Here is a 24,055-nt window from a genome sequence, read left to right as displayed (position 1 = left end):
TCTATTAGCTTGCTAGTAGCCAAGCGCGCGGCTTGCGTCTACCTGCTCACGTAATTCTTTGCCCGGCTTAAAGTGCGGCACGTACTTGCCATCTAAGTCGACGGGATCACCCGTTTTGGGGTTACGCCCGGTACGCGGTTCCCTGTAATGTAGCGAAAAACTACCAAACCCACGGATTTCAACTCGCCCTCCACTGGCAAGAGCATCGGTCATATCGTCTAAAATGATACGTACCGCCGTTTCAACTTCCTTGGCGGATAGCTCCGGTTGACGCATAGCAATTTGTTCGATTAATTCAGACTTGGTCATCGGTTGGCTCCCTGCGAACTTTAAAGGCCGTGACGCGCTTGCGACCTCGATAACAACAGAATCAGCATACTGCGCATAACAGCATAAAACAATTCAGATAAAACAAGGTACTAGAATGAATATCAGCATAGGCGATGCGAGGCGCTGGCGCGACCCTGTGGCTTAGGTATACTGGCTCCTCATTTTTATATCTGGAGAGGCTTGCGTTGAACGACGATACTTCCCCTGCAGCCATACTGCGTAAGCGCCTTTACTGGCATTCCCGTCGTGGCATGTGGGAGCTGGACTTACTGCTGATTCCGTTTCTTGAGCACCGTTTTGATGAGCTGAGTGAAGATGACCAATTAGCTTATCAGCGTTTGATTGAGGAGGAGGATCAAGACCTTTTTGGATGGCTGATGCGTCGTGAATGGCCCGAGGAGCCATCATTAAAGCGCATTGTGCAGATGATAGTTGAACATGCAGAAAATACCGATAACTCTGCTTATCGCACGCTCTAAGATTCAATGTGCCTTTCATGCTGCGTTGGCGCTAAGTTTATGCGCCACTGCGGCGTGGCTATTAAGCCCTCTGTTGGCGATATTGATCGCGGGAGCCGCCGCTTTGCTGTTGCGCCGAGAGTATCGTCAGCAGCCTACGGGGGCGTTAGTCGTCTCAAAAAGTGATCATCAAATAAGTGCCCAGTGGTTATCTCAAAGCGGTGAACTTGGCAACGAGCAGCCTGTTAATGCGGATTACATCGGCCCATGGCTAATAGGGCTTTATATAGGGCCGCAACGGCTTTGGCTGTGGCCAGATAGTTTGCCAAGTCAGAGCCAAAGAGCGTTGAGGCGTTTATGCCATCGCCCTGGGCGATAACTGGCTAAGCGACAACAGCGAGGCGGTTGCATTGTGCTGGCGCTCTGGCCAATCGGTAGTGTAGTGCAGCCCGCGCGACTCTTTCCTTTGAAGTGCAGCTAGAACCGTCAACTGAGCAAGCCAGAGCGCTTGTTGTAGGCGTACGCTTTCTGGATGTATCCGCCTTCCATCTAGTTCATCAAGCTGTGTTTCAAGCTCGGTCAATTTGTCCCGTGCGGTGCATAGCCCCTGATGGCTACGCACGATAGAGACATATTGGCTCATAACGGAACGCATCTCGCTACGTATCTTGTTTAAGGCTGCTAAAGATAGTGAGTGCTTTTGCTGCTCTGGCGACTGTGTTGCGTCGAGAAGCGTGCTCGGCAGGCCCTCGGCTTGTGCCTGCGGATGCTTTGCCTGCGACAACAAATACTTTGCACAACTTCTTGCGTAGACCAGGCACTCCAGTAGCGAGTTGCTGGCCATACGGTTTGCGCCATGTAGGCCAGTGTAAGCGGTTTCACCAATCGCATAGAGGTTGGGGACATGGGTGGCGCCATGATGGTCAGTGGCAACGCCGCCGCAGCTATAGTGGGCTGCGGGAACCACTGGGATCGGCTGGCGCGTAATATCAATTCCCCGAGAGATGCAGTGAGCCAGAATGGTGGGGAAGTGGCTGCGAATAGCGGTTTCTCTAAGGTGGCTGATATCCAGCCAGACATGTCCTTGGGTGCTTTGCTGGATTTGAGCATCAATGGCCCGGGCAACGACATCGCGAGGCGCTAGCTCAGCGCGAGGGTCAATGTCGGGCATGAAGCGGTGTCCAGCCTCATTGAGTAGATAACCGCCTTCTCCTCGCACGGCTTCGCTAATTAAAAAAGCGGGCCCTTCTGGGTCAAACAGGCAGGTGGGGTGAAACTGCTGAAACTCAAGATTCATGAGATTGGCACCCAGTTCAGCGGCCATTATCATGCCCTCTCCACTGCTGGGGGAGGGAGTGGTGGTGTGGCGATAAAGGCCACTGGCACCACCTGTTGCCAGAACAGTGTGCTTCGCAAAAAGTGCCTGTTGATGATGCTGTTGATCGACGCCTCTCGCGCCAACACAGTGGCCTGCGGTATCGCTGATGAGGTGCAGGATGGTTAAGTCGCTACGCTGAATAATATTGGGGTGGGCGCTAACTTTTTGGTAGAGCGTGTCGACCACCGCGCGACCAGTCGCGTCATCGGCATGAATAATACGTCGCGCGTTGTGCCCCCCCTCGCGTGTTAAATGGTAGGGATAACTAGCACTGGGGTCTGGGTCTGGAGTGAATGGTACGCCGTTATCGATTAGCCACTGAATGGCATCGGGGCCATGAGTGACGGTAAAGCGGACAGCGTCTTCATCACATAGGCCGTCGCCGGCAATGAGGGTATCTCGTACATGAGCGTCTAGATCGTCTTCAGGCGAGAGTACGGCTGCTATTCCACCCTGCGCCCAGCGACTGGCTCCTTGGTCATCTAGAGCTGGCCGTACTAGCGTTACCGACAGGTGGTCAGCAACTTCAAGGGCTAACGTTAAGCCGGCGACGCCGCCGCCGATGATAAGTACGTCGGATGTTGGCGTGCTCATGGGGCCGGTTCCTCTTTTCACATTCAAACGCGGTAGGTGCTAAACGCTTTAGACAGCATACGCTGTAGACAACAAAGGGAGGCATCATAGCGTGACCGCTGTCACTTGGCGATGAGTGCAATCAAAAAATCGCTGTCAATGCGGATAGATAAAGGCGTATGGACATATCAAAAATATTCAGAGATTTGAATAAACATAGATTTAAGCAAACATAGATTTAAGCAAACATAGATTTGAGCAAACATAGACTAATGCGAACAAAAGTCGATACGCACAAGGGAGTTCGTTTGATCGAGTTAGAGGTAATCGGGGGAGTTTGATTGGGGTGAGCGTCTGTAAGAGTTAACTCTAACGAGCTCTGTCTGCAGTAACAAACAGGAAAGGCAATACAGGATATGGTGCCCGGAGCCGGACTTGAACCGGCACGGAGTTGCCTCCGAGAGATTTTAAGTCTCTTGCGTCTACCAATTTCGCCATCCGGGCAGTGTATCGAAAGAATAGTGCTATTCGTCGCCACACTTAAAATGGAGGCTGGAGTCGGAATCGAACCGGCGTACACGGAGTTGCAGTCCGCTGCATAACCACTCTGCCATCCAGCCTAACAAGTCATTGGAGCGGGAAAGGAGATTCGAACTCCCGACCCTCGCCTTGGCAAGGCGATGCTCTACCACTGAGCTATTCCCGCTTGACTCGAGGGCGAATTATACGCATCGCTACGAGCTTGTCAATTAATGAATTTCTCTTCAGGTTCAGTCGCGTAGCGAGCAACTCACATTGAACGACTTAAATGTGGCCATGCCGCTTTTAGGTACTGTGCCATTGACCAAAGCGTAAGCATCGCTGCGGCGTAAAGCACCGCAATACCCAGTAGCGCTAATTGATGCCCAGGTGGGAAGGCGAGCAGTATGAGCAAGGCGACCATTTGTAAGGTCGTTTTTAGCTTGCCGATCCATGACACCGCGACCGTGCCACGTTTGCCCATCTCTGCCATCCACTCACGCAGCGCAGAAATAACAATTTCGCGGCCAATAATGACCAGGGCAGGTAGCGTTAATACCCATGTGTCAAAGCGCTCAATCAGCAGGGCCAGCGCAACGGCGACCATCAGCTTATCTGCCACAGGGTCTAGAAAAGCCCCAAATGGTGTTGATTGATCCCAGCGGCGGGCTAGGTAGCCATCCAGCCAGTCGGTGATGGATGCCAGGGCGAATAAGCCTGCAGCGACAGGCATGCTCCAGCTAAATGGCAGATAAAAAAGCACTACCAGTAGCGGGATGAAGGCGATTCTTGCCAGAGTCAGTATGTTGGGTATGTTCATCGCAGGGCGCGATCCTTGCCGGAGAATCATGGGAGACAGAGTGTCGTGGGGGACATTCTATCTCCCTTGGTGCCTAGCATCCATGTTAACAGCAGGTTTATCCATTCAGAGATTGGTAAATTGTTTCGGCGAGCGACGCATTAATACCAGGAACACGCGCAAGCTCATCACGGCTGGCTTTCTGCACACCCTGCAAGCCGCCGAAGAAACGTAAGAGTTCGCGGCGTCTTTTAGGCCCGATGCCGGGTATGTCTTGTAGCGTTGAGGTTCGGCGTGCCTTATCACGCTGAGCTCGGTGGCCTGCAATGGCAAAGCGGTGTGACTCATCGCGAATGTGCTGAATTAGATGCAGCGCAGGAGAGGCAGGATCCAGGGGAAGTGGATTGTCGGTCGTTTCCAAAAAAAGCGTTTCTAGCCCTGCTTTGCGAGTAGTGCCTTTGGCAACGCCCAGCAAAATTATATTGGAAACTTCCAGCTCAGTTAATACGCCGCGAGCCATGTTCAGCTGCCCCTTGCCACCATCGACGATCAATATGTCAGGAGCCACGGCTTCGCCGCTCTTTACGCGCTTCAAGCGACGCGTTAACGCCTGTTGCATAGCGGCATAGTCATCGCCAGCGGCAACGCCTTCAATCCGAAAATGACGGTAATCGCTTTTTCGTGGGCCTTGATGATCAAACACTACGCAGGAAGCGACGGTTGCTTCTCCATGGCTGTGACTAATGTCAAAACACTCAAGGCGTTCGGGTATTTTTTCCAAAGCGAGCGCTTTTTGGAGCGCTTCAAAGCGCTGGGTGAGCTGTGTTTTGTTGGCAAGCTGCGATGCAAGCTGTTGTTCTGCATTGGTCATGGCCAGGTGCTGCCACTGAGCGCGATGGCCTCGAACTTGGCTGGTCACGCGGATGCGCTTACCTGCTTGTTGAGAGAGTGCTTCAGCAATCAGCGCGCTGTCATCAAGTGGATGGCTGGTAATCACTTCGCTTGGCACATTGTGAGGCTGTCCGAAATAGTACTGGCTAACGACCTCCGTCAGCAGCATCTCTGGGGGTAAGTCCAGGTCGTTTTTAGGCGTGTGATGGCGAGCGCCCAGTAACCGGCCATCGCGTACGCTAAGTATGGATATGCCTAGTGCGCCTGGGCGTTGGGCAAGCGCAAAAACGTCGGCATCGCCACTCTCATTATCGACAAACTGACGCTGCTGAAGCTGGCGTAACTGCTGTATCTGGTCGCGCAGCCTTGCTGCTTCTTCAAAATTCAGTGCGTGGCTGGCGGTTTCCATCTCTTCGCTAAGAAGCTGGGTGACGTGCTCACTTTTACCTTCCAAACACATCACTGCATGCTCGACATCACGGCGGTAGTCCGCTGCTGAAATGTAGTCGACACAAGGCGCGCTACAGCGCTGAATTTGGTATTGCAAACATGGCCGAGAGCGGTGAGCGAATACGCTGTCTTCGCAGTTGCGTATGCGGAAAATTTTCTGCATTAGCGTCAAGCTTTCTTTAACAGCGCCGCTGCTCGGGTAGGGGCCTAAGTAGCGCCCATCTCCCTTACGCTGTCGCGCCCGCTTGTACTCAAGCGCGGGGTAGGGGTGTCGGTCGGTTACAAACACGAACGGGTAGGATTTGTCGTCTCTTAACAGAATGTTGTAAGGCGGGCGCAGCTCTTTGATCAGTGTCTGTTCTAGCAACAGTGCTTCGGTTTCACTGCGGGTAACGGTGATTTGAATGTCGGCAATCCGTGCCACCATCGCTTGGGTTTTGGTATTAAGCTGTCCACGGAAGTAGCTGGCAAGTCGCGCCTTTAAGCGCTTGGCTTTACCAACATACAGGGTGTTGCGCTGCTCATCCAGCATTCTGTAAACGCCGGGTGAGGTACTGACGGAGCTTAAAAACTGCTTGGCATCAAAAGTCATAGCTGGGCATCGGCGCTTCTAGACGGCAGAAGCAGCGATGGTAGGTCTATCCCATGATGGCGTCAAAGCCCTCGACTAAACCATGGCGCAGGGCTAGGTGGGTAAGCTCTACATCGGTGGCAACTTGTAGCTTTTCAAACAGCCGGTAGCGGTAGGTATTCACTGTTTTTGGACTAAGGTGCAAACGGTCTGAGATCACTTGGACGCGTTGGCAGTTAACGATCATAAGAGCAATCTGCAGTTCGCGATGTGACAGGTGGCTAAACGGGTTATTTTCGTCGGTAAAATGTGAGAGCGCTAACCGCTGGGCGATCTCTTTACTGACAAAGCGCCCGCCATGGAACACTTGTCGGATAGCGTCGGTCATTTCCGCTGTGTCGGCTCCTTTACTAAGAAACCCTGAGGCGCCGGCTTCTAGCATGAGTCGTAGCGCGCTATCTTCCATATGAGCGGTCAGAATGAGCACTTTGACGTCTTCCATAGTTCTATGAATGCGTCGTGTTGCTTCCAGCCCGCCAATGCCTGGCATGCGAATATCCATCACGACAATGTCAGGCTTCAAACGACGGCATTGCGCGACTGCGCTTTCGCCATCGTCAACCTCGCCTACGATTTTGATATCGCACTCTTCGTTTAACAGGTGGGCGATGCTGGTCCTCACCAGGTGATGATCATCGGCGATTAAAACTTTGATCAAGGCGCAGGCTCCTGCATGTAATCATCGTGGTTGTGGGCGAAGGCCACATTGCTAGCTATAACGTTACTCGCTATAGAGTGCCACAGCTGTTATCAAAGGAGAATTTAGTTGATGCTTGTTCATCATTAGCTTGACGCCAAGCAAACGGCTGGCGTAGTATCTCGGCGCTGCTTGTAGGAAGAGAGCGGCTTGTGGGGCCTTAGCTCAGCTGGGAGAGCGCAACACTGGCAGTGTTGAGGTCAGCGGTTCGATCCCGCTAGGCTCCACCATTTATATTTACATAGATATTATATTTACATAGATAGAATTCATAAAAACGCCCCGTTACTAGTAACGAGGCGTTTTTTTATGCCAATTGTGCGTCAATTAAAAACTTGCACTCTCCGGCGCTATTCCTCAGCGATTTTACCAAGCAGTAAAAACTCAATTAAGGCTTTTTGGGCGTGCAGGCGGTTACCCGCTTCTTGCCATACGACGGCACGGGGGTCGTCGAGCAGAGAGTGGCTAATCTCTTCACCGCGGTGAGCAGGCAAGCAGTGCAGGAAAAGCACATCAGGTTGTGCGCTATCAAGCATCGCTTCGGTAACCTGGAAGCCTGCAAAGTCTGCTTCGCGCTTGGCCTGCTCTTCTTCCTGCCCCATGGATGCCCATACATCCGTCGTGATCAAGTCGGCGCCTTTGGCGGCCTCGTGGGGGTCGTGAAGTAGTGTGATGCAATCTCCAGCGGCTTCCATAATGTCGGCACGAGGTTCATAACCTTTCGGGCAGCAAACGCGGAGTTGAAAGCCAAATTGGCGTGCGGCGTTAATCCAGGAGTGGCACATGTTATTGCCATCCCCAACCCAAACGGCTGTACGTCCTTTTACGCTGCCGCGCAGCTCGGTCCAGGTCATCACGTCTGCCAGCAGTTGGCAGGGGTGATAATCGTCACTTAAGGCGTTAATGACGGGCACGCTGCTAGCGCTGGCGTAGGCTTCCAAACCTGCGTGTGAAAAGGTGCGGATCATCACAGCATCGACCATTTCGGACAGCACGCGGGCGGTGTCTTCAATCGGTTCGCCGCGTCCTAACTGAGTGTCGCGGGGGGAGAGAAAGAGCGCGTGACCGCCGAACTGTGCCATGCCAGTTTCAAACGACACCCGTGTGCGGGTGGATGATTTCTCAAAAATCATCGCTAGCGTGCGATTAGGCAGCGGCGTATAAACAGGGCCGTTAGCCTTCAGCTCGGTTTTGATCTTAATGGCACGCTGAATCAGGTACGCCAGCTCATCTGGGGTTAAATCCAGCAAGGTTAGGAAATGGCGTGTCGCCATGATGATATCTCTCCGCGCAAAAACACTATCCTAGCGATGCGGCAGGGGATGCGCAACGCACTCGGCATGCGTAGAATGTTGCTCCACACGGTAAGGCCGAGTAGTTTGCTCAAGTATTCGTTTACACAGCAATACGCAGTAATCTTCGGTTGTAGGGTTAAAGCTAGTTAATGAATTGCGTAAACTGGCTAGATAACATCACTTGTTTTAGGAGCACATCATGAGCACGACTGCCGAAAATATTCAGCGTCAAATTAGCGAAAATCCTATTCTTATCTACATGAAAGGCACGCCCCAATTGCCGCAATGCGGTTTCTCTGCGCAAACAGTCCAGGCGCTTATGGCCTGCGGCGAGCGTTTTGCCTTTGTTAACGTGTTGGACAACCCAGATATCCGCGCCGAGCTGCCAAAAATTGCTAATTGGCCAACGTTCCCGCAGCTGTGGGTAGAAGGCGAGCTGGTTGGCGGCTGCGACATCGTGATTGAGATGCACCAAAGCGGCGAGCTTGAAAAGCTGATTAAAGAAGCCGCTCAGCGTGCTGGCGCAGCGGAGAGCGGCGACAACGCATAAATCGCTTATTGCCCCACACCGCTTGGTCTCTTGGGCTGGGCGGTTGGCGGGCTGCAGCGCAGCCGCTAGAATGGTGTTTTATTTCGCCTCGACAGTTAAGCCCGCCAAAGGAAGTATTGCTCAATGAGCTATCAGGTTCTGGCCCGCAAATGGCGGCCGCGTACATTCCACGAGCTCGTGGGCCAGGCCCATGTTCAACGCGCCTTAGTGAATGCCCTTGACCAGGGCAGACTGCATCATGCTTACCTATTTACGGGTACTCGCGGCGTGGGTAAAACGACCCTTGCGCGTATCCTAGCGAAATGCCTTAACTGTACCGCTAATGGCCGTGGTGACGAAGGTATTACCTCTACCCCCTGTGGTCAGTGCGATAGCTGTCAAGCGATTGACGAAGGTCGCTTTGTTGACTTGATCGAAGTCGACGCTGCCTCGCGTACCAAGGTGGAAGACACACGTGAACTGCTCGACAACGTGCAGTACGCCCCGACGCAAGGGCGCTATAAAGTGTACCTGATTGACGAGGTGCACATGTTGTCGACCAGTAGCTTTAATGCGCTGTTGAAAACCTTGGAAGAGCCTCCGCCTCATGTGAAATTCTTGCTTGCGACCACGGATCCGCAGAAGCTACCGGCTACCGTGCTGTCACGCTGCCTACAGTTCACGCTTAAGCATATGCCTCCTGAGCGGGTGGTGGAGCACCTAACCTATGTGCTGGGTGAGGAAGGTGTCGCATACGACGAGAGCGCTTTATGGCTGTTAGGTAAGGCCGCAGAAGGCTCCATGCGTGATGCAATGAGCCTAACCGATCAAGCCATTGCCTTTGGCCAGGGCGCAGTTCGCCATGCAGATGTCGCTGCCATGCTCGGCACATTGGATCATCGTCACGTGCTGGCGCTGGTGGAGGCACTGGCGGATGTGGATGTTCAACAACTGCTAGCCGAGGTCGCACAGCTTTCTGAACAGGGGCCTGATTTTGCCGCGGTGCTGGATGAGCTGACCGCGGTTTTACACCGCTTGGCAGTGGCTCAGATGGTGCCTGATGCCGTAGATAACAGCCACGGTGATCGTCAACTGATTCAACAGCTGGCTAGCCGTTTTACCGCCGAGGATATTCAGCTCTATTACCAGATCGGCATTCAAGGCCGCGGCGACATGGTGCATGCGCCTGACCTGCGTAGCGCCCTGGAAATGACCCTGTTGCGTATGTTGGCGTTCCGCCCGCAGGGGGTGCCCAAGCCTTCAGCGACACCACTTCCGCTGCGCCGTGAAACTTCCAGTAACGCTGCTTCTCAAGAAGCGGTGTCTCATGCACCTGTTTCTAATGAGTCAACAGCAAAAAAGCCTGAGCCTGCGCCGCCGATCAATCAGGTCAATGCACCTGAACCAGCCGCTGTGCAGGAAAATGCTGAGCCAGTCACGAATGAGGCATCCAGCGCGCTAGATGCCTCATCCGAGCAACAGGCACCGCCGTGGTCGCTTGATGAGGTGGAGAGTGCGGCTATGCTCTCGCCAGAGCCAGAGCCAGAGCCAGAGCCAGAGCCAGAGCCAGAGCTAGAGCCAGAGCCAGAGCCAGAGCCAGAGCCCATTTCTTCTGAGGCGCCAGTGCATGTTGTGGACAGCTCAAGCGCACCTGCTGGTTGGCTAGATCATGCCGGGTGGCTTGCGTGCTTCAATGCCCTTGGGTTAGGCGGGCTGACCCGCAGCTTGGCGGCGCATTGCCAGCTCGAAAGTGACGATGGGCATACGGTTGTATTGCGGCTAGACCCCAATCAAGCGGCGATGCAGGCTGATGTGCATAATGAGCGCATAGCGCGTGCGTTAACGAGTTATGGCATGCCACGGCGGATTGAGTTTATGACAGCCGAGCTTTCGACTGCACTGGAAACACCTCGCCAGCAGGAGGAGCGGCTGCAGCAAGAGCGTCATGCGGAGGCCGTTGATCTATTACATCGTGACCCCAATATTCAGAAGCTACAGCAGGCATTTGGAGCTACGCTCATTGAGTCAAGCGTCAAACCAACGCCCGAATCACGTTCCTAGCGGCTGATGGTTGACCAGCAGCACCCTTTTATTAATTTTGATCGTTAAGGAGATACCCGCATGTTTAAAGGTGGAATGGGCAACATCATGAAGCAAGCCCAAGAAATGCAGGAGAAAATGCAGCAGGTTCAAGAAGAAGCTGCGAAGGCGGAAGTGCAGGGTGAAGCGGGTGCCGGTATGGTCAAAATTACCATGAATGGTCGCCACGATGTCACCGACGTCACCATTGATCCTAGCGTTCTTGAGGAAGACAAAGAGCTTCTGGAAGACCTGCTCGCGGCTGCCGTGAATGACGCAGTGCGTAAAGTAGAAGCGAACTCCAAGGCGAAAATGCAAGAAGCAACGGCCGGCTTGAACTTGCCGCCTGGCTTTAAGATGCCGTTCTAACCGATGCGCTTTTCCCCGCTTGTCGAGCAGTTGATGGAAGCTTTTCGTGTATTACCTGGCGTTGGGCCTAAAACAGCCCAACGCATGGCAATGCACCTGTTAGAGCGTGAGCGCCCTGGTGGGCAGCGACTGGCGGCAATCATCCAGCGAGCCATTGAAGAGGTGGGTTATTGTCAGCGCTGTCGTACGCTCACTGAGGCTGATATTTGTGCGCTGTGTGAAAGCCCGCGCCGTGATGATGCGCTGCTGTGTGTTGTGGAGTCGCCTGCTGATCAGATTGCCATTGAAGAGGCGGGTGGTTTTCAGGGGCGCTATTTCGTTCTGCATGGCCATCTCTCGCCGTTAGATGGTATTGGCCCTGATGCTATCGGTCTGGATTTGCTCGAAAGCCGTATTGCAGAAGGCAATATTCGTGAAGTAGTGCTTGCGACAAACCCCACGGTAGAGGGCGAGGCCACTGCCCACTTCATCGCCGCTCAGCTTGCTCACTATGGCGTCACGTTTTCTCGTCTTGCTTATGGTGTTCCCATGGGGGGAGAGCTTGAGTACGTGGATGGTGGCACGCTAAGCCGCGCCTTTAACGGTCGCCAGCCCTTCGCCAGCGATTGACCCTTACCAAAAACGCAAGCGCTTTTGCGATTGTGCCAACCCGGAAGATTGCTTTGTCCTCTTTAGCTCCTTCTTTATATCAATGGATTGATAGTGCCGAGGCTCTGGATGCGGCCTGCGAGCAAGTTGCAGGTGCCAGTGTGATTGCCTTAGACACTGAGTTTTTTCGCGAGAACACCTTTTTTCCGGTGCCCGCGCTCATTCAGTTCACCACCGGTGAAATGGCCTATTTAGTCGATCCATTGAGCACGCCTTGCACCGAAGCATTTCGCAATTTATTGCAAAACAGTGCGATAAAGCTATTACATGCCTGTAGTGAAGACCTCGAAGTCTTCCAGCACTGGGCAGGCGTACTGCCAGCACCGCTTGTGGATACCCAGGTGGCACAGGCATTTTTGGGTGAAAACCCTGGTATGGGCTATCAAAAGCTAGTGGAGCACTGGGTTGGCGAGACGTTGCCCAAAGAGGAGACGCGTTCTAACTGGCTGGAGCGTCCGCTGAGGCCTTCCCAGTGTCAGTATGCCGCTTTAGATGTTATTTACCTGCTTAAGGTATGGGCGTTACAGGCTGAAAAGTTAGCGGAACTAGGGCGACGCGAATGGCTTGACGACGAGTGCGCTAGCTTGATCGAGCAGGCGGGCCGCAGTGTTGAAAGCGACGGCCAGTGGTATACCCGCCAGCGTCAGCTGTGGCGCCTTGAGCCTCGCCAGCTAGAAGCCTACCGCCTAATGACTATTTGGCGCGAAGGGGAAACCCGTCGCCGCGATTTGCCGCGTAACTGGTTGGTTAGCGATAAGCTGCTGTTCGCGGTAGCGGAAAAAATGCCCCAAAATCGCTATGAGCTTGCGGAGGTTGAGGGGGTTAAACCCGTGCTGGTCAAAAAAGAAGGCGATGCGCTATTGGCTTTAGTGAAACAAGCCCAGCACTGCCCTGAAGCCGACTTGCCTGCGCGCTGGCCAGACCCTATGCATCCTACGTTTAAACGGCGCTTTAAGGCACTTAAAAAGGTGGTGGCAGAGAAGGCGGACGCTTTGCAAATAGCGCCTGAAATGCTGTTGCGACGTCGTGATATTGAGGCGCTTGTCATGCAGCGGTTAGCCAATCAGCCATTAACCCCACTCAATGGCTGGCGTGATATCTGTTTAACGCAAGACATTTACCAGGCGCTTGAGGATTCATCGCAATGAGCGAGAAACTGCTTTGTGAGATTTTAAAAAGCTCACGTAAAGATGAAATGTATCTCTACATAGACAAGCAGAAGGGGATGTCATCGGTGCCCGACGCGTTGATGGACACCTTTGGTAAGCCGGTGCCAGTGCTGACGATGATATTGACAGCCGATAAAAAGCTGGCGCGAGTTAACGCTGCCGATGTGATGACAGCGATTCAAGAACAAGGGTTTTATCTGCAAATGCCGCCCGCTAAGGAAGCTTATTTGTTGGATGTACATCGCGCACAAGCCGCTGAGCGGAAGTGAGCGTGTCATGAACTTTCTTGCCCATGCCTGGCTGGCTCATCCCGGCAGTGATGAGTTTCTCTACGGCAACTTAATTGCTGATGGTGTGAAGGGGCAAGATTTAACGGCATGGTCACCAGCGGTTGCTAGCGGTATTCGCCATCATCGTCGGGTGGATGCCTGGGTGGATCGTCACCCTAGCGTTCTAAAAGCTAAGCAGCGAGCGCCAAAGGCTCAGCGACGCTATGCGGGGATCGCGCTAGATATTGTGTGGGATCACTTTCTTGCCCGGCAGCAGGCGGGGGAGCAGCAACATCAGTTAATCGAACGTTGCTATCACTTACTACGTGTTTGGCCGGCACCGCAGCGACTGTCGACCATGATGCCGCTGCTGGTTGAGCATGATTGGCTACGGCGCTACGCTGATTTCGACTTTACCTGCCGTGCGGTGGCTGGGGTCGGAAAACGGCTAACAGGGCCCAACCGTTTGGCCGAATTAGTTCCCTGGCTGTATGAAGACTACCCGTGTTTAGAAGTCGATTTTACTGCGCTATGGGAAGAGTGTCGTGACACGCTAACCAGTGGCGGAGGGGCTGCTGAGAGCGAAGGTCTTTCGACTAGCAGGATCAAACCGTGAATATGTTCAAAAAAGAGAGAATCAACAATGGACACCGCCATGCGTGAGCGTTTCTGGGAAAGGTACTCACTGGAAGAGTTAACACCCCAGGAGTGGGAAGCGCTGTGTGATGGTTGTGGTCAATGTTGCCTATTGAAGCTTCACGATGATGAAACACAAGAGTTAGCTATTCTTAATGTTGCCTGCCGTCTGCTGGATATCGGCAGTTGTCAGTGTAGTGACTACGAAAATCGCTTTGATAGCGTGCCTGACTGCACCCAGCTAACCCCTGAGCTGGTCAAAGAGTTTACTTGGTTGCCCCATACATGTGGCTACCGGCGTGTTGCCGAAGGGCGCAAGCTAGCGGGGTGGCATCCTTTGCTAAGCAATGATGCTGAGCGTGTTCACCGGAAGGGTGTCAGCGTAAGAAATTTTGCGGTTTCCCAGGATGAAGTGCCTGAGCGCCTGTTGGAAGAGCATATTATTGCCGTGCTGCCGATGTCCTGAATCCCACAGTAGCTCTTCCAGGCGTGCTTAATGACCGCTGGCTAATGGTAAGAACATTAGCTGGCGGTTTTGCTTTTCGTGCTATCCCAAATGGTTAAAAACACTTCTTTAAGCGCAGAGGGGTGCGGCTTGTTTGCAGCTTCAAGCTTGGCTGGTTGCTGGGAAGAGTCCGTCGCTTTCAGCGGGGTGTCCCAAATGGTTAGAAATTTTTCCTGGTAACTCATGGTGGGCTCCTGGGTGTGATTGAGACTTTTGTCTATAAAACTTACGGGTAATATAGCGTAAAAACTTATTTATGGAAAGTGTTTCCATAAATAAGTTTTTTGCCAAAAAAAGCAGCGCGTGAGCACTGCTTAAACGTAACGTGTGAGCCTTTTAATACGGTGAGAAAAAAGCTATTGCTGCTGGTTTGTCTTGCTTATGGGGGCTAAACCGAGAGCCCACAAAATAAATGCATCCTGACGGGCAGTGTCTCGCCAGGCTTTAAATCGGCCGGATGCGCCGCCGTGGCCGCTGCTCATGTCGGTATGCAGCAGCACAGGGGAGTCGCCTTGCTGCGCCTGGGTAACCCGAGCATAAAACTTGGCAGGTTCCCAGTAACTGACGCGAGTATCGAACCAACTGCCCTCGATCCATAGTGCCGGATAGCGTTGTGGGCGAATGTTATCGAGGGGGGAGTAGTCACGTATCCGCTCGGCGACTTCTGGATCTTCTGGATTGCCCCATTCGCTATATTCGGCGGTGGTAAGGGGTAACTCGGGATTTAGCATGGTACGCAGTACATCTAGAAACGGTACATCCAGCACCGCAGCACAGAAAGCGTCGGGTGCACGATTAACACACGTACCCACCAACATGCCTCCGGCGCTTGCCCCGCAGGCAACAATGCGTTGGTGCTGGCTTATGCCTGTTTCCACCAACGCATCCCTGGCGGCTAAAAAGTCGTGAAAGCTGTTCTCTTTATGCGCCATTTTGCCGTTTAGATACCACGGCTCGCCGCGTTCGCCGCCACCCCGAACGTGGGCGACAGCAAACGCTGCGCCGCGCTCTAGTAGTTCAAGCCGAGCAATCGAAAACCATGGATCGAGAGCTTCTCCATACGCGCCGTAGCCATAGAGTAAGGTGGGTAGAGGTTGGTCGGCTAAATCAGCACGCATGACCACTGACACAGGGATCTGTTCTCCGTCGACACTGGTGGCCCATATCCGACGGCTGGTGAGCTGTTCAGGTGAAAGCTGTCCGTAAACGGGCACTTGTTTTAGCAATTTACGCTCGCCGCTTTCCAGATCCAGTGAATACCAGTGAGGAGGACGGGTGAGCGACTCTTCGCGCAGCTGAACACTTTTGGCATCGAAATGCGGCGAGTCTTCCAGCAGTTGTGAACAAGGCGTTTCGGGCAGTTCGATATGCTTATCTAAGGTGGGGGTATGGTCTTTATCCAGCACTAGGCGACGAAGCAAGACCTGGGCATCGCGATGGCTTCGCTCAGCCACTATCAAGCCCCATGCAAATGCATCGACGCCTTCTAAGGTGGTGTCCTCACGGTGAGCAATCAGCGGCTGCCAGTGGGTAGTAGTGTCGCGATGATGAGCGTCACTTATATAATCGAGTTGGAAATGAGGGCCTGCGGCGTTTTGCAGGCGATAAAATGCGCCCGGGCGATGGTCAATGCTGACTTCAACGCCGGGTTGGCGCGCATGCAGACACATCGGTGTGGCATCTGGCTGGGCGGCGGGCAGGGCATGAATTTCCGTTGTGTCTTTTGAGCCACTTTCAATGAATAACCAAGCCTTAGAGCGCGTTTTGCCGATACCCAGCCAAAACTCTTGGTCGTTCTCGCGCATGACTAATGTTGGCTCAGTAAAACGCTCGGGCGCTGAAAATGATATCCACACACGCCAGATAGAATCTGGGCGCTGGGTGTCATCAAAACGTGTAAATAGCAGCGTAGCGCCGCCTGTTGTCTCATCCTCTGCCCAACATATGCCGGCGCCAATATCGCTAAGTAATTGCTGCGGTTTTCCGTCGGGTAACGCTTTTAACCACAGTGTGAAGCGTTCGTCACCCTGGGTATCTTCTGTCCAGGCAAGCCACTGTTCATTAGGAGAAAGTGCCATATCGCCCATGTCATAAAAGGGCTGATCGGCGGCACGGTCACGCACGTCAAGAAAGCACTCATGAGCATCGGGCTGGTCGTTCGGGTGACGCCACCAGCAGGGGTAATCATCCTCGGCGGCGGTGTCGCTCCAGAACGTAAAGTGGTCTAACGCTGTCTTAAGACTTTTAACGGCTAGTTCGCGGCGTGCCAAGTGGCTTTGGTAAAGCGTTTCGGCCAGCGGTAGTAATGGTGCAAACCAATTGGCGTGCTCACGGTTAGCGGCTTTTAAAAATTGGTTCACATCAGGCGCATCACGTGCTTCTAACCAGTGCCATTCAGGGTCATTAGCGCGATAATAGTGCGCTATGGGTGAGCCTTCGTGCATACCAGGCTGTGCTTTCATAAATTGACAGGTACCATAACGGGAAATCAACGTCGGGTGGTTACACCCACATGAGGGGTATTATGCTGTTTGAAGACTCAATGTCACTGCTGTGGTTAAGTTATTACGGACTTTCGTTACTTGTGCTGGTAGCGGTTTACTTTGCCCTGGCATTTTTGCCACGTCTGGCGCGCCTGCTGCTGACTTGGAGTATCGCTGGAGCAATGTGGGTACCAGCTGGGTATCGCTTACCATTGGTAGAAGAGGGCGAGTTTTATACCGGCTGGGCACCCGCTGCCATGGTGTCTGCGGTGGCTTTTTTAGAGCATAGCACGAACGCATTACGTGGCGGCCTGCTGTGGCTGATGCTCGGCGTCGCGCTTGGGGCGTGTGTTGGTATTGCACTGTGGTGGTGGCGTAGGCCTCAGTTCGTTGAGGAGTCAGATCAAGGCCGCGACGTAGAAGAAGACCCCCAGCCCACGCGTCGTCGAGAGCCGGTTATTAATTGATGCGTGTTCAAGGCGCTGCTAGGGAGTCGGGCAATGTGTGAGTTACTAGGCATGAGCGCCAACGTACCTACCGATATTTGCTTTAGCTTTTCCGGCTTTTTACATCGCGGTGGGGGCACCGGGCCCCACCGCGATGGGTGGGGCATCGCGTTTTACGAGGAGGGAGGTTATCGCGAATTTCGCGACCCTCACCCATCGGTAAATTCACCGATCGCTCGCTTAATTTGCGACTACCCCATCAAGTCGAATGTGGTGATTAGCCATATTCGCCAGGCCAATGTTGGCGGAGTGCGTCTAGCAAATACTCACCCGTTTACTCGTGAGATGTGGGGGCGCCCTTGGTGTTATGCCCATAATGGTCAGCTCAGTGATTGGCAGCCGCTACCGCTAGGGGTTTATATACCCGTGGGTAATACTGACAGTGAACACGCCTTCTGCTGGTTGATGGGAGAGCTACGCCGATGCTTTCCCACGCCACCAGCCTCTCCAGAATCGTTGTGGGAACGGCTGCATGGGTTGTGTGAGCAGCTGCGGGGATTAGGCGTTTTTAATCTCTTGTTATCAGATGGTGTTTATCTATATAGCTACTGTTCAACCAAACTGGCGCATATTACCCGTCGCGCCCCCTTTGGTGAGGCTGAGCTTTCTGATGCTGAGATGACGGTTAATTTCATCGAACACACAACGCCTAACGATATTGTCTCTGTTATCGCCACCGAGCCGCTTACCCAAAATGAGGCTTGGCAACGCATGGTGCCCGGTGAGTTATTGGTATGGCGAGAGGGAGAAATTAAAGCGCGTTATGGTCGTAACGGGGAGGCCTCTGATTAACGCAGTATGGTCAAACGCAACAGTTCATCAGAGATTTCTTAGGCAAGTCGTGGAGTTAGCCGCTACAGTCAGTAGTCAGTATTTTTGACGAGCGATCAAGGATGAATAGCTGAAGGCATTAACCGTTGTAAGCTAAAGTTGAAACGTAAGTTTCAATCGATCGTTTTACAGCGCGCTGTTCGTCGTATATCGTTGCTTCCTTAGCCTCGCGACAATAACAAGGTCGATCTAATATCGACACGGATAGCGGAGATTGCCCATGAGCGAACACGCCAATACCCATATTTTACGTGGCCCAGCCCTTGAAGGCTTGGATCAATACAACTCAGTTACGGATGTTTTTCACTCAGCGGTAAAACGTTTCGCAAATAAACCAGCGTTTACCTGCATGGGAAAAACGATTACGTTTGCTGAACTCGATCGTCTATCTGCCGATTTTGCTGCTTGGTTGCAGCACGAAACCGATTTGGTGCCCGGCGATCGTATCGCTATTCAGCTACCTAATGTGCTGCAGTTTCCGGTTGCGGTATTTGGTGCGTTGCGCGCAGGTTTGGTGGTCGTTAACACAAACCCGCTGTACACCGAGCGGGAGATGGCACACCAGTTTAAAGACTCAAACGCTAAGGCTATTTTGATTTTGGCCAACATGGCCGATAAGCTCGAAAAAGTATTGGATAAAACAGAGATTAAGCATGTGATGGTCACGCAGCTTGCCGACCTGCATGATGTGCCCAAGCGCTGGCTAATTAACGCGGTTGTGAAGCATGTTAAAAAGATGGTGCCGGCCTACTCGTTACCTAGCGCCGTTAGCTTCCGCGACGTTCTAAAAAAAGGTGCTTCGCTGAGCCATAACGAAGTGAGTCGCACCATGGATGATTTAGCCGCGCTCCAGTACACCGGTGGTACTACGGGTTTGCCGAAAGGTGCCATGCTGACCCACCGCAACTTAGTGGCCAATATGCTCCAGGCGCGCGCGGCCATTGGCGAGCACTTAACCGATGGTGAAGAGCTGGTAGTCGCACCGTTACCGGTTTATCACATCTATACGTTTACGGTTAACTGCTTGTTCTTAATGGAAACAGGTAACCATTCGCTGCTGATTACCAACCCCCGCGACTTACCTAGCTTTGTCAAAGAGCTTAAAGGGTTGCCGTTTACAGGGTTTATTGGTCTCAACACGCTGTTTAACGCACTGTGCAATCGAGACGACTTCAAACAGCTCGATTTTTCCAAGCTGAAACTGACCATTTCCGGCGGTATGGCACTGACTAAAGCGGCGGCTCAGCGTTGGGAAGAGACAACGGGTTGCCCAATTGCAGAAGGCTATGGGTTAACAGAAACGTCGCCTATTGTTAGCTTCAACCCGACCAATGCTATTCAGCTTGGCACCATTGGCAAGCCAGTTGCGGGTACCTCCGTAAAGGTGATTGATGCTGACGGCAATGATGTTGCAATGGGAGAGCCAGGTGAGTTGTGCGTTCAAGGTCCGCAGGTAATGAAGGGCTATTGGCAACGCGATGATGAAACCCGCAATTCTATTGATGAAAACGGCTGGTTCCATACGGGCGATATTGCCGTGTTGCAGGACGATGGCTACATCAAAATCGTTGACCGTAAAAAAGATATGATTCTGGTGTCTGGTTTTAATGTGTACCCAAATGAAGTTGAGGATGTGGTAGCAGCCCATCCAGATATTCTGGAAGCTGCGGCGGTTGGAGTACCTGATGAAGATGCCGGAGAAGCGATCAAACTATTTGTTGTTTCCAAAAACAGTGAGTTAGATGCGGAGACGCTGCGCCAGTGGTGCAAAAAAGAGCTAACGGGTTACAAAGTGCCTAAGTTCGTCGAGTTTCGGGATGAGCTTCCTAAAACCAATGTTGGCAAGGTGCTGCGTCGGCAGCTCCGCGATGAGGAAACAAATAACGCATAAGCGCTTGATGAGCTCGCTATCAGGCGGCTGTTAGGCGTCCTGTTATCGAAGGCGTTACAATAGTCGGCCCACTCATGGAGTGGGCCGATTTTATTCTGAGATGGAAACCGAGCCTAACGTGACCACCGACACGCAAACTTCCCATGCTGACGCCCAAACCGCTGATCCACTCACCGTATTAGATGAGGAGATAGGCCATGTCATGCTGCGTGATGCACAGCAGCTAGCGCGTCGCGTGGCAGGCCTTAAGCGGCGTCAACGAGACAGTAAGCCGATTGACCACGGTGTCCGGCAGGTGCAGCGTGACCTTGAGAAAGCGAAGCAGTTGCTTGCCAACCGAGAAGCATTAAAGGTGGCGCTGGATTATCCTGCTGAGTTGCCCGTGGTGGAGCGGCGTGAGGATATCCTAAAGGCTATCCGCGACCACCAGGTAGTGGTCGTGGCGGGGGAGACTGGGTCTGGGAAAACCACCCAGCTGCCTAAGATTTGTTTAGAGCTTGGCCGTGGTCGTAAAGGGCTTATTGGCCATACCCAACCCCGTCGTTTAGCGGCGCGCAGTGTGGCTGGGCGGTTGGCAGAAGAGATGAGTGTGCCGCTGGGTGAGCAGGTCGGCTATCAAGTACGTTTTAATGATCAAAGCTCGCCCAATACACTTGTGAAGCTGATGACAGATGGCATTCTGCTGGCGGAAACTCAGCATGACCCCTTGCTACTGCGTTACGACACGCTGATTATTGATGAAGCCCATGAGCGTAGCCTGAATATCGACTTTTTGCTGGGTTATTTAAAGCGTCTGCTGCCGAAACGTCCTGATTTAAAAGTTATTATTACCTCAGCCACCATCGATGTGGATCGCTTTGCTGCCCACTTTGGCAGTGCTAAGAGACCTGCGCCGGTGGTGGAGGTGTCTGGCCGCACGTTTCCTGTGGATGTTCATTATCGCCCACTGGCGCGCAGTGAAGAGGATGAAGATGACCGCACACTGCAAGAAGGTATTTTGCATGCCGTGCGCGAAATCGAAACCATTGAACGTGAGAAAGGCTGGCTGCATGGCCCTCGCGATGTGCTGGTGTTTTTACCGGGTGAGCGGGAGATCCGTGAGACGGCTGATACGCTGCGACGGGCTGACTTACCCGGCACCGAAATATTGCCACTCTATGCTCGGCTTTCCAACGAAGAGCAAAATCGTGTCTTCGCTTCCCACCGAGGGCGGCGAATTGTGTTGGCCACTAACGTTGCTGAAACCTCGCTCACGGTGCCGGGAATTCGCTACGTGATTGACCCAGGCTTGGTACGCATCAGCCGTTATAGCTACCGTGCGAAAATACAGCGGCTACCGATTGAGCCGATTAGCCAAGCCAGTGCCAACCAACGTAAAGGTCGCTGTGGGCGTGTCGCAGAAGGGGTGTGCATTCGTCTTTATGATGAAGAAGGTTTCCTGGCGCGGCCAGCGTTTACCGACCCAGAAATTCAGCGTACGAATTTAGCGTCGGTCATCCTCTCCATGCTGGCGCTAAAGCTTGGCAGTATAGAAGCTTTTCCTTTTGTTGATCCGCCCGATAGCCGCTTTGTAAAAGATGGCTTTCGCTTGCTGTTCGAACTGGGGGCGGTAGATGAGCAGCAGCGCCTTAGCCCGCTGGGTCGCAAGCTTGCCAAGCTACCTATCGACCCACGTCTGGCGCGCATGGTGCTAGCAGGTGCCGAGCGGGGCAGCCTGCGGGATGTGCTGATTGTGGTCTCAGCGCTGGCAATTCAGGACCCTAGGGATCGACCTGCCGACAAACGCCAGGCGGCGGATCAGGCGCATCAGCGCTGGCATGACCCTGACTCTGATTTTGTCGCGCTACTTAACCTGTGGCACGGTATTGAAAATGCCCGCGAGGCTCTCTCCGGTAACCAGCTGCGTCGCTGGTGCCGCGAGCACTATATTAACTACCTACGCATGCGTGAGTGGCATGACACGTTCCGTCAGTTGCGTCAGCTGCTGCGTGATATGGATATCAACGTACCCGCACCGCCAGTCAAGGATGAAGATGAGAGCGAAGAGCAGGCCAAGCAAATGCGCCGCAAAACGTCTGGTAAGTTGCACCAAGCGCTGCTATCGGGGCTGCTGTCTAATTTGGGTACGCTATTAGAAAACCGTGAATACCTGGGCGCGCGTAACCGTAAGTTTATGATTCACCCAGGTTCAGGGTTGGCGAAAAAAACGCCGAAGTGGGTAATGGCATTTGAGCTAATTGAAACGACGAAACTGTTTGCCCGCACGGTGGCGAAAATTGACCCCCAGTGGATTGAGCCTCAAGCGCAGCACTTAGTGAAAAGCAGCTACAGTGAGCCTCACTGGGAAATGAAGCGTGCCCAGGTGGTCGCGTTTGAGCAAGTAACGCTGTTTGGACTGCCTATTGTAGCTCGCCGCCGAGTGCATTACGGTCCGATTGCGCCTCAAGAGTCTCGTGAGCTGTTTATTCGCCGTGCGCTAGTAGAAGGTGAGTTTCAGACCAAAGGTGAGTTTTTTGCCCACAACCGAGTGCTGATTGAAGAGGTCGAAGCGCTAGAGGACCGTGTGCGGCGGCGCGATATTCTGGTCGATGAAGAGACGCTGTTTGCTTTTTATGACGAACGAATTCCTCACGATATTGTTAATGGCAAAGGGTTTGAACACTGGCGTAAGCAGGTCGAACGTGAGTCTCCCGACCTACTAAAGTTCGATATCGACGCACTTAAGACGCGGGACGCCAACGATGTTACTCAGGCGCAGTACCCAGACCATCTCACGCTAGCAGGCGTTGCTTATCCGGTGAGCTATCACTTTGATCCTGATGCTGAAGACGATGGCGTAACGCTGACCGTACCTGCTGCCATGTTGCCCCAACTGCCGGTATATGCACTTGAGTGGCTGGTGCCAGGATTATTGCGTGAAAAGTGCATTGCACTACTTAAATCCCTGCCGAAAAGCATTCGTCGGCAGGTGGTGCCTATTCCCGATTGGGTCGATGCTGCGCTGGAAACTCTGGTGCCTGACCAACGCCCGCTCACCGAAGCATTGGCTGAGTTTATTCGGCGGCGTACGGGCACCCGAGTACATCCTGACGACTGGCGGCTAGATCTGTTAGCCCCCCATTTACTCATGAACGTGCGGGTGGTGGATCACGCCGGTAAGACGCTAGGACAAGGGCGCGATGTACGTGCACTGGAAAGGCGTTTTGAAGCAGCTGCCAGTGCCGGTGTTCAAGTCTTGGCAGATCAGGCCAGTCAAGCTCCCGCGCTTGAAGGCTTGCCCAGTGAGCCGCTACCTGAGTCGCGTGTCACGACGCAGGCAGGCATCCGAGTCGAGGCTTATCCAGCCCTGGTGACAGAGGGGGCTCGTTTTAAAGTGGCCCTTTTTGATCATCCTGCAAAAGCAGCGGTCGCGCACCAAGATGGCGTGGCCCGTTTGGCGATCGCACATCAGCCAGAACAAGTGAAAGCGATTAAGCGCCTGCCCGGTGTTGAGAAGTGCGCACTGCTGTTTGCCAAGGTTGGCAGTAAACAGGCATTAGTCGACGACTTGCTGCTAGCGGTATTTACCCAGGTGGTGGCACAACATCCTCTTCCGCGCTCTGAAAAAGCTCTTAGGGAGCGCCTAGAGGCATCGGAGGCTAACTTGCTGGAGTATGCGAAAACGCTTTTAACGACTGTAGAGGCCGCCCTGAAAGGCCATTTAGCCGTCACTAAAGTTTTGAAAGGTAAGCTCAACTTTGCGTTAGCACTTGTTTACAGCGACGTTAGCGCGCAGATGCAGCGCTTGGTCTACCCTGGTTTTATTCGCGATGCGGGAGAGTGGTTAACGGAGTATCCTCGGTATACAGAAGCAGCGTTAATCCGGCTTGAAAAAGCCGCGCGGGAGCGGGGGCGGGATCAAATGATGATGCATGATATCCAATCATTGGAAGCGCGCTTTGATGCACGCCGTAAAAGCGAACGTCGAGGCGCTGCGGAAGACCCTGAGCTGGTGGCTTTTGGCTGGTGGATCCATGAACTAAGGGTCTCGCTATTTGCTCAGCAGTTGGGCACTAAAATGCCGGTTTCCGTGAAGCGCCTTGAAAAGCGCTGGGAAGAGATTGCTAGCGTTTAACGCTT

22 protein-coding genes and 4 tRNA genes are annotated in these 24,055 nt (G+C 53.2%); 15 read left to right on the top strand and 11 right to left on the bottom strand.

Translation table 11 applies throughout. The features are described from left to right. Positions 1 to 12: 12 nt before the first annotated feature. The gene (locus HZS79_RS06705; protein WP_030070297.1) at positions 13 to 309 is read right to left on the bottom strand and encodes an integration host factor subunit beta; all 297 of its coding nucleotides are present in this window, start codon (positions 307 to 309) and stop codon (positions 13 to 15) included. Between the two features lie 206 nt (positions 310 to 515). On the opposite strand from HZS79_RS06705, the gene HZS79_RS06700 reads away from it, so the two are divergent. Then, positions 516 to 809 (top strand): FAD assembly factor SdhE, encoded by a 294-nt coding sequence (locus HZS79_RS06700; protein ID WP_162219357.1) that lies wholly within the window; start codon positions 516 to 518, stop codon positions 807 to 809. Beyond that, positions 769 to 1,167, top strand: a complete 399-nt coding sequence (locus HZS79_RS06695; RefSeq protein WP_246311426.1) for a hypothetical protein — start codon at positions 769 to 771, stop codon at positions 1,165 to 1,167. Before HZS79_RS06700 ends, HZS79_RS06695 begins: the two co-directional genes overlap by 41 nt. Here HZS79_RS06695 and nadB read toward each other — a convergent pair. From nadB to HZS79_RS06660, 7 genes are all read right to left on the bottom strand, one after another. After that, positions 1,144 to 2,760, bottom strand: coding sequence for an L-aspartate oxidase (gene nadB / locus HZS79_RS06690; protein WP_179927402.1), 1,617 nt, complete (start codon positions 2,758 to 2,760; stop codon positions 1,144 to 1,146). The two genes, HZS79_RS06695 and nadB, sit on opposite strands and share 24 nt — an antisense overlap. Before the next feature lie 396 nt (positions 2,761 to 3,156). Next, positions 3,157 to 3,243 (bottom strand) — tRNA-Leu (locus HZS79_RS06685). Positions 3,244 to 3,285: 42 nt separating this feature from the next. Next, a tRNA-Cys gene (locus HZS79_RS06680) sits at positions 3,286 to 3,359 on the bottom strand. Between the two features lie 11 nt (positions 3,360 to 3,370). Continuing rightward, positions 3,371 to 3,445: transfer RNA gene (locus HZS79_RS06675), tRNA-Gly, on the bottom strand. An 84-nt stretch (positions 3,446 to 3,529) separates the two neighbouring features. Then, complete coding sequence (gene pgsA, locus HZS79_RS06670; protein ID WP_162219355.1) at positions 3,530 to 4,078, bottom strand: CDP-diacylglycerol--glycerol-3-phosphate 3-phosphatidyltransferase; 549 nt, start codon at positions 4,076 to 4,078, stop codon at positions 3,530 to 3,532. A 97-nt stretch (positions 4,079 to 4,175) separates the two neighbouring features. Then, entirely contained in the window at positions 4,176 to 5,990 is a 1,815-nt protein-coding gene (uvrC, locus tag HZS79_RS06665; RefSeq protein WP_162219354.1) for an excinuclease ABC subunit UvrC, read from the bottom strand. A gap of 46 nt (positions 5,991 to 6,036) precedes the next feature. After that, on the bottom strand, positions 6,037 to 6,687 hold the full coding sequence (locus HZS79_RS06660) for a response regulator (RefSeq protein WP_162219353.1): 651 nt from the start codon (positions 6,685 to 6,687) through the stop codon (positions 6,037 to 6,039). 193 nt (positions 6,688 to 6,880) lie between these two features. Here HZS79_RS06660 and HZS79_RS06655 point away from each other — a divergent pair. Beyond that, positions 6,881 to 6,956: transfer RNA gene (locus HZS79_RS06655), tRNA-Ala, on the top strand. 120 nt (positions 6,957 to 7,076) lie between these two features. On the opposite strand, the gene argF is transcribed toward HZS79_RS06655, so the two are convergent. Then, positions 7,077 to 8,000 carry an ornithine carbamoyltransferase gene (gene argF, locus HZS79_RS06650; RefSeq protein ID WP_179927401.1) on the bottom strand — a complete coding sequence of 308 codons (924 nt, stop codon included), beginning with the start codon at positions 7,998 to 8,000 and terminating at the stop codon, positions 7,077 to 7,079. Positions 8,001 to 8,220: 220 nt separating this feature from the next. Between argF and grxD the strand changes: the two genes are divergently transcribed. From grxD to HZS79_RS06610, 8 genes are all read left to right on the top strand, one after another. Further along, complete coding sequence (gene grxD / locus HZS79_RS06645) at positions 8,221 to 8,571, top strand: Grx4 family monothiol glutaredoxin (RefSeq protein ID WP_162220090.1); 351 nt, start codon at positions 8,221 to 8,223, stop codon at positions 8,569 to 8,571. A gap of 123 nt (positions 8,572 to 8,694) precedes the next feature. Beyond that, the gene (dnaX, locus tag HZS79_RS06640) at positions 8,695 to 10,611 is read left to right on the top strand and encodes a DNA polymerase III subunit gamma/tau (RefSeq protein WP_179927400.1); all 1,917 of its coding nucleotides are present in this window, start codon (positions 8,695 to 8,697) and stop codon (positions 10,609 to 10,611) included. A gap of 60 nt (positions 10,612 to 10,671) precedes the next feature. Further along, entirely contained in the window at positions 10,672 to 10,998 is a 327-nt protein-coding gene (locus HZS79_RS06635; RefSeq protein ID WP_179927399.1) for a YbaB/EbfC family nucleoid-associated protein, read from the top strand. A gap of 3 nt (positions 10,999 to 11,001) precedes the next feature. Continuing rightward, positions 11,002 to 11,607: a recombination mediator RecR gene (gene recR / locus HZS79_RS06630; protein WP_179927398.1), complete on the top strand. Its 606-nt coding sequence runs from the start codon at positions 11,002 to 11,004 to the stop codon at positions 11,605 to 11,607. A 53-nt stretch (positions 11,608 to 11,660) separates the two neighbouring features. Beyond that, entirely contained in the window at positions 11,661 to 12,794 is a 1,134-nt protein-coding gene (rnd, locus tag HZS79_RS06625) for a ribonuclease D (RefSeq protein WP_218927957.1), read from the top strand. Next, positions 12,791 to 13,084: a YcgL domain-containing protein gene (locus HZS79_RS06620; protein ID WP_162219776.1), complete on the top strand. Its 294-nt coding sequence runs from the start codon at positions 12,791 to 12,793 to the stop codon at positions 13,082 to 13,084. The genes rnd and HZS79_RS06620 overlap by 4 nt, the downstream gene beginning before the upstream one ends. Before the next feature lie 7 nt (positions 13,085 to 13,091). Beyond that, positions 13,092 to 13,700, top strand: coding sequence for an acyl carrier protein phosphodiesterase (locus tag HZS79_RS06615; RefSeq protein WP_162219775.1), 609 nt, complete (start codon positions 13,092 to 13,094; stop codon positions 13,698 to 13,700). A 27-nt stretch (positions 13,701 to 13,727) separates the two neighbouring features. Then, positions 13,728 to 14,186 (top strand): YcgN family cysteine cluster protein, encoded by a 459-nt coding sequence (locus HZS79_RS06610; protein ID WP_162219774.1) that lies wholly within the window; start codon positions 13,728 to 13,730, stop codon positions 14,184 to 14,186. 56 nt (positions 14,187 to 14,242) lie between these two features. On the opposite strand, the gene HZS79_RS06605 is transcribed toward HZS79_RS06610, so the two are convergent. After that, positions 14,243 to 14,410 carry a hypothetical protein gene (locus tag HZS79_RS06605; RefSeq protein ID WP_179927397.1) on the bottom strand — a complete coding sequence of 56 codons (168 nt, stop codon included), beginning with the start codon at positions 14,408 to 14,410 and terminating at the stop codon, positions 14,243 to 14,245. 171 nt (positions 14,411 to 14,581) lie between these two features. Then, positions 14,582 to 16,687: a S9 family peptidase gene (locus HZS79_RS06600; protein ID WP_179927396.1), complete on the bottom strand. Its 2,106-nt coding sequence runs from the start codon at positions 16,685 to 16,687 to the stop codon at positions 14,582 to 14,584. Positions 16,688 to 16,749: 62 nt separating this feature from the next. Here HZS79_RS06600 and HZS79_RS06595 point away from each other — a divergent pair, with 62 nt between their 5' ends. From HZS79_RS06595 to hrpA, 4 genes are all read left to right on the top strand, one after another. After that, a complete protein-coding gene (locus HZS79_RS06595) occupies positions 16,750 to 17,175 on the top strand; it encodes a hypothetical protein (protein WP_162219772.1) in 426 nt (141 codons plus the stop codon). 33 nt (positions 17,176 to 17,208) lie between these two features. Beyond that, entirely contained in the window at positions 17,209 to 18,006 is a 798-nt protein-coding gene (locus HZS79_RS06590; protein ID WP_162219771.1) for a class II glutamine amidotransferase, read from the top strand. Between the two features lie 259 nt (positions 18,007 to 18,265). Continuing rightward, on the top strand, positions 18,266 to 19,936 hold the full coding sequence (locus HZS79_RS06585) for an AMP-binding protein (RefSeq protein ID WP_162219770.1): 1,671 nt from the start codon (positions 18,266 to 18,268) through the stop codon (positions 19,934 to 19,936). Between the two features lie 100 nt (positions 19,937 to 20,036). Beyond that, positions 20,037 to 24,050, top strand: a complete 4,014-nt coding sequence (hrpA, locus tag HZS79_RS06580) for an ATP-dependent RNA helicase HrpA (protein WP_179927395.1) — start codon at positions 20,037 to 20,039, stop codon at positions 24,048 to 24,050. The last annotated feature ends 5 nt before the right edge of the window (positions 24,051 to 24,055 follow it).

The organism is Vreelandella zhaodongensis (assembly GCF_013415115.1).
GTDB classification, from domain to species: domain Bacteria; phylum Pseudomonadota; class Gammaproteobacteria; order Pseudomonadales; family Halomonadaceae; genus Vreelandella; species Vreelandella zhaodongensis.
This window is presented reverse-complemented; position numbering and strand designations above follow the sequence as displayed.

What these genes read in the sequence shown, in the direction of transcription:
- HZS79_RS06695 (WP_246311426.1), top strand. Translation starts at nt 769, where the DNA reads ATGCAGAAAATACCGATAACTCTGCTTATCGCACGCTCTAAGATTCAA.
- HZS79_RS06635 (WP_179927399.1), top strand. Translation starts at nt 10,672, where the DNA reads ATGTTTAAAGGTGGAATGGGCAACATCATGAAGCAAGCCCAAGAAATG.
- hrpA (WP_179927395.1), top strand. Translation starts at nt 20,037, where the DNA reads ATGGAAACCGAGCCTAACGTGACCACCGACACGCAAACTTCCCATGCT.
- HZS79_RS06610 (WP_162219774.1), top strand. Translation starts at nt 13,728, where the DNA reads ATGGACACCGCCATGCGTGAGCGTTTCTGGGAAAGGTACTCACTGGAA.
- HZS79_RS06600 (WP_179927396.1), bottom strand. Translation starts at nt 16,687, where the DNA reads ATGAAAGCACAGCCTGGTATGCACGAAGGCTCACCCATAGCGCACTAT.
- uvrC (WP_162219354.1), bottom strand. Translation starts at nt 5,990, where the DNA reads ATGACTTTTGATGCCAAGCAGTTTTTAAGCTCCGTCAGTACCTCACCC.
- HZS79_RS06605 (WP_179927397.1), bottom strand. Translation starts at nt 14,410, where the DNA reads ATGAGTTACCAGGAAAAATTTCTAACCATTTGGGACACCCCGCTGAAA.
- HZS79_RS06615 (WP_162219775.1), top strand. Translation starts at nt 13,092, where the DNA reads ATGAACTTTCTTGCCCATGCCTGGCTGGCTCATCCCGGCAGTGATGAG.
- HZS79_RS06705 (WP_030070297.1), bottom strand. Translation starts at nt 309, where the DNA reads ATGACCAAGTCTGAATTAATCGAACAAATTGCTATGCGTCAACCGGAG.
- HZS79_RS06595 (WP_162219772.1), top strand. Translation starts at nt 16,750, where the DNA reads ATGCTGTTTGAAGACTCAATGTCACTGCTGTGGTTAAGTTATTACGGA.
- HZS79_RS06620 (WP_162219776.1), top strand. Translation starts at nt 12,791, where the DNA reads ATGAGCGAGAAACTGCTTTGTGAGATTTTAAAAAGCTCACGTAAAGAT.
- dnaX (WP_179927400.1), top strand. Translation starts at nt 8,695, where the DNA reads ATGAGCTATCAGGTTCTGGCCCGCAAATGGCGGCCGCGTACATTCCAC.
- HZS79_RS06585 (WP_162219770.1), top strand. Translation starts at nt 18,266, where the DNA reads ATGAGCGAACACGCCAATACCCATATTTTACGTGGCCCAGCCCTTGAA.
- argF (WP_179927401.1), bottom strand. Translation starts at nt 8,000, where the DNA reads ATGGCGACACGCCATTTCCTAACCTTGCTGGATTTAACCCCAGATGAG.
- nadB (WP_179927402.1), bottom strand. Translation starts at nt 2,760, where the DNA reads ATGAGCACGCCAACATCCGACGTACTTATCATCGGCGGCGGCGTCGCC.
- recR (WP_179927398.1), top strand. Translation starts at nt 11,002, where the DNA reads ATGCGCTTTTCCCCGCTTGTCGAGCAGTTGATGGAAGCTTTTCGTGTA.
- grxD (WP_162220090.1), top strand. Translation starts at nt 8,221, where the DNA reads ATGAGCACGACTGCCGAAAATATTCAGCGTCAAATTAGCGAAAATCCT.
- pgsA (WP_162219355.1), bottom strand. Translation starts at nt 4,078, where the DNA reads ATGAACATACCCAACATACTGACTCTGGCAAGAATCGCCTTCATCCCG.
- HZS79_RS06590 (WP_162219771.1), top strand. Translation starts at nt 17,209, where the DNA reads ATGTGTGAGTTACTAGGCATGAGCGCCAACGTACCTACCGATATTTGC.